Source organism: Actinomadura geliboluensis (assembly GCF_005889745.1).
Classification (GTDB): domain Bacteria; phylum Actinomycetota; class Actinomycetes; order Streptosporangiales; family Streptosporangiaceae; genus Spirillospora; species Spirillospora geliboluensis.
The window spans coordinates 1-4,312 of sequence record NZ_VCKZ01000587.1; the positions used below are offsets into that span (position 1 = coordinate 1).

Here is a 4,312-nt window from a genome sequence, read left to right on the forward strand (position 1 = left end):
TCGCGGTGACCCTCGACACCCGGCCCGGCGAACGCGAGGAGCTGATCTTCGACGCCAAGACCTACCGCTTCCTCGGCTGGCGCGGCACGGCGACGGGCGACACCCTGCCCGCCGCAACCACGACCGCAGACGTCGCCGTGACCAAGACCGCAACCGTCGACGCTCTCCCGGCGGGGGTCTCCACCTCCGGACACACCTGCCCAGACACACCCCGCGACTGACCGGACCAAACCGATGCAGGGCCGTGTGAGCCTCCCAGCGCCCACACGGCCCTGCTGGGCAACTCAGGCACACCCAGGCAAAGCCGACCGAACCGGCCCCTCTGGACGAAGCAGAAGGGAGTGGCTCCTTCGAGGGGACCAAGGCGGTCACGCGGTGAGGCCGTACCGCTCCGTCCGCTCGGCGGACCGGAACAGCACTGAGCTCTTCGGCCGGAGACCGCAGCCGGTCGCGCTCCCGTCCAACGTGATCGTTTCCGGGCGGAAGGTGGTGCCTGCTACCAACTCGGCGCTGCCCGTCCCGGCCGAGGGTGAATCTGGGAGTTCCTATGCCCACCGACCTGTACGGTGCGCGTGCTCGGCACCTGTCACGGCCGTTACTTGACGGCTTAGCACCGTCGGAGGTCTTGCTCCGCCTTCCGGGCGGGCCATCAGATGTCGGCATTGATCGAGGACGCTGAGACACGATTTGACCTCAACCGCAGTTGAGGTTCAAGGATCGTCAGCCAGGGGCACTGCCCCGGCTGCTTGATCATCAGGAGGATGTTCGTGGGCACGGATGCCGGCTTTTACTCGATCATCGACTACACCGTCGATGGGTTCGACACCCAAAGGGAGCTCGTGGCGGCCTTCGCCGAGATTCAGGAGCGGTGGGTGCGCTTCTATCCCGGCTACAGGTCGGCCCGCTTCCACGTGAGCACTGACGGCACGCGTGTCTACAACATCGTGCACTGGGCCAACGAGGCCGACTACCGCAACTTCGTGGAGACCTCCGACACCGAAGGCCGGATGGCCGCTATCGGCAAGGCACTGGAGGCCCTGTCCGGCAAGGCGGAAGCGCGCATGAGCGGGATTCCCACCTACACCGTCGTCCGAGAGGTCGGGCCAGGGCCACAGCGCCTGGACTCTTGATCAAAGCGGAAACCCTCACTTGGCGCGCTCCTCGCCGAACCAGGCAGGGCGCGCCTGGGACAGGGGCGCACCCTCACCCCAAGCCGCCACTCAGATCGGAGGACCCATGAAAGTCGAGATTTATGCCGATGTGCTGTGCCCGTGGTGCTACATCGGCAAGAGACGCCTGGCTGCTGCACTGGAGAGCATCACCAACCGCGCCAGCGTGGAGATCGCCTGGCGCAGCTACGAACTGGCCCCCGAGGAAGGCCGGGACCCCGGCCCCACGGCCGCCGAGGCCATGGCGGGATGGTGGGGTGCTCAGGCGCCGGACCGGATCGCCCGGATCCAGGCTCTGGGCGCCGCCGAAGGGCTGGAGCTCAACCTGCATCTGGCCCGGCCGGTGAACACCTTCGACGCCCACCGACTCTGCCGGCTGGCCGCCGACCGAGGCTCGGCCGACCGGATGATGGAGCGCCTGCTTCGTGCCTATCACTCCGAAGGACTGAACGTGGCCGACCCGCAGGTCCTTCAGCGCTTGGGCGAGGAGGCGGGACTGGACGCCGCCCGAGTGCGCGCCGTTCTCATCGGTGACGAATACGCAGAACAGGTGCGAGCCGACCGGCGTCGCGCGGCCGAGTACGGTGTCACCAGCGTCCCCTCACTGGTGATCGACGGCGGGCCGCCGGTCCCAGGCGTCCAGCCCGCCAGCGAGCTGCGCCGACTGCTGGAGCGCAGCCTCACCGGCTGACGAGAACCTGTCGCCACCATTCACGACATCTCGTCGCATCTACTGACGACGGCTCCACGCTCAGCACCCACCGAAAATGCAGGATAGATCTGAACAAGATCGGGACCTTGTGCGGACCCACTTCTCGTCCCACAGGTCAGCGCATCAGGCCCGGCAAAGTTCGACCGGAACGGACGCTTGCTCCGCCCTCCGGGCGGACCATCGATATCTGATGGCCCATCATGCGCGCGACGGCGCCTACGGGCACCGCGACCCAGAGTGCTGCCCACGCCGCGGTTTTCTCCGGAGCTCCCGATGAGGTCCTGGACGACGTTCCTCCCAACCGGCTGGGCATGCTCACCGTACCCGGCGGGCGAGCCCTCGCATTTCCCCCTTTACCATGGCTATGCCCGCGAACAGCGATCGAACCCGTAGGCGGCGTGACCAAACGGCTATGCCACTTGTTCTTCGAGCCGGCGCGAGATGATCACGCAACACACGATCACCCCCAGGTCTACCGTGTAGCGGGGCCTGGCTTCGGCGCTGCGCAACTCAGCCAGGGCACGCGTCTGCTGAGCGAACTCGGGGGTTCCTCAGCAAGCATTTGGGCGCACGGCGCCGTGTCGGCGGCGGCCTGCCGGGCGACCTGATCCTACGTTCCAGTCACGATTCTGCCCTACTCAGAGCGGGCGCCGCTTCTGCCTGCAGTTCACCGCCGCCACCAGTCCGACCGGGCGGGCCAGGCCGGCGGCTAACGGTGCGGCGTTCCCCCGCGCTGATCGCGGTCGGCCGCGACGCGGCCTTCCTCACACCCGGCCCAATCGGCCCCGGCCCCTCCGCTCGGCATTGACCGGCTCGACTCAAGAATCGACGCGTCCAGCGTGCTCGCCTTATTCAGCGCTCCTGTCGAGCGGCGCCGGTCCTGTCCCATGGTCGACCCCTGCGACATTCTTTCCGTGCCGATCGGCGATGACCGTGGCGAGGACGAGGAGAACGACAACACCCGCAAACCCCACAGCAGGAAGAAACCAAATTGAGGAATGAATGGAATCCGTGGCGATCGTGACGAGGGCCCCCACAGCCGTCGCGGCACCCATGAGGTATCCAAGACCCGCACAGGCCGACAGCCAGGGCCCCGCGGCCTTATGGCCCGCCACCCATGCGACATCCGACGACTGGGTGGCTTTGGTCCTCAATCCGATAGCAGAGTTTCTGTCGAGGGTTCCGCTCGCAATGGAACTTCTGATGAAATGACTCAGGCCAGACAATGCAAGAAGACCCAACGCGGCAAAGAAGAGAGCGCCTCGCTCTTCCATTTTTTCAACCTTTCATTCGTTGGTCAAAATAGGCGGCGAAGCCTTATATCATTGTCCTGCCGTCAGGATAACAGACAGGTGCACAGAAGACGCCAAGGGCCATATTCGCGGTGATTTCGGGGTGCCTCGATGTTGCGACATCAGGTGACGGTGGGCCGAGCGGGTCGTGCCAGGCCATGACCGGGTTCTCGCTGCCGCCGCTGCCTTGTGCATGGCGCCGCGCTCGGGTCGCCGGTGCGCATGCTGCTGTCCGGCGGAATCTGGGTGGGAGCGAACGCGCGTCGCCCAAGGCGTGGCTATCAGTTCGCGCCTGAGATGGCCGCGCTGATCGCGGCGCTCAGGAGCAGGATTGCGCCCATGATGGGGCCCGCCGATCGGCTGGTCGGTGCGGTGGTGCGGCGCAGGAGCGGCACCACCGAACCGAGCGCGACCAGTTGGACGATGCCGACGACCGCCACTCCGGCGTCTTCCAGCAGCAGCGGCAGTGGCAGGAAGTGCGCCGCGACGACGACCGCCACCCACCACGCCATCCACCGCGACGCCGCACGCCCGGCCAGGCGCAGGCAGCCGGCACCCGCAGCGATGACCTCGGCGGCGACCAGAGCGCCGAACCACGGGTACCGGCCCTCCAGCGCGGTCGGCTCATCCCAGTTCGCGGCCGTCAGCACTCCGAACACCACGGCGAGCCCGATGCCCGCCACCGCCCCCGCGCCGAGCCAGATCCGCCATGGCCGGGGCGGGTTCTCCTGCGACCATCCAAACCACGCGAAGGCCATCAGGCCGAACCAGGCCGTCGTGAAGTACTGGTCTCGCAAGAAATCGGTCAGCAACGCAACTCGCATCAGTCAGCCGGGAAAAGTGATCACTTTACCTTCCGGTGGGGCAGCCGGGACGTGCAGGTACTCATCCGGCGGCCGACCCGCTGAAGGACGAGCAAGTCGCGGCGTCGGCGGATCGGTCGGCACGGATAAAGCCCAGCCCGGCCGGAAACGGCAGTGGCCGAGTCGGCGGTCGGCCGGGGGGCGACCATGCCTTCGACCGCGGCTGCCGGACGGCACGATCATGCGGGTCGCGCACCCCGGCCACCGTCCGGTGGGGCGGCACGGCGGGGCAAAGCTCGGCCGGTGTCCCCGCCCGGTCGAAGATCACCCCCTGCC

Annotated in this window: 5 protein-coding genes; 3 read left to right on the plus strand and 2 right to left on the minus strand. The window is 67.3% G+C overall.

Annotated elements, in window-relative coordinates:
* The 3 genes from ETD96_RS45510 to ETD96_RS41885 form a co-directional block, all read left to right on the plus strand.
* On the plus strand, positions 1-221 hold a 221-nt coding region (locus tag ETD96_RS45510), incomplete at its 5' end, for a hypothetical protein (RefSeq protein ID WP_205719733.1).
* 540 nt (positions 222-761) lie between these two features.
* Positions 762-1,130, plus strand: a complete 369-nt coding sequence (locus ETD96_RS41880; RefSeq protein WP_240808606.1) for an antibiotic biosynthesis monooxygenase — start codon at positions 762-764, stop codon at positions 1,128-1,130.
* A 106-nt stretch (positions 1,131-1,236) separates the two neighbouring features.
* Positions 1,237-1,860: a DsbA family oxidoreductase gene (locus tag ETD96_RS41885; protein ID WP_138642031.1), complete on the plus strand. Its 624-nt coding sequence runs from the start codon at positions 1,237-1,239 to the stop codon at positions 1,858-1,860.
* A gap of 869 nt (positions 1,861-2,729) precedes the next feature.
* On the opposite strand, the gene ETD96_RS41890 is transcribed toward ETD96_RS41885, so the two are convergent.
* Positions 2,730-3,155, minus strand: a complete 426-nt coding sequence (locus tag ETD96_RS41890) for an SdpI family protein (RefSeq protein ID WP_138642032.1) — start codon at positions 3,153-3,155, stop codon at positions 2,730-2,732.
* 299 nt (positions 3,156-3,454) lie between these two features.
* Positions 3,455-3,985: a hypothetical protein gene (locus ETD96_RS41895; RefSeq protein WP_138642033.1), complete on the minus strand. Its 531-nt coding sequence runs from the start codon at positions 3,983-3,985 to the stop codon at positions 3,455-3,457.
* Positions 3,986-4,312 lie beyond the last annotated feature (327 nt).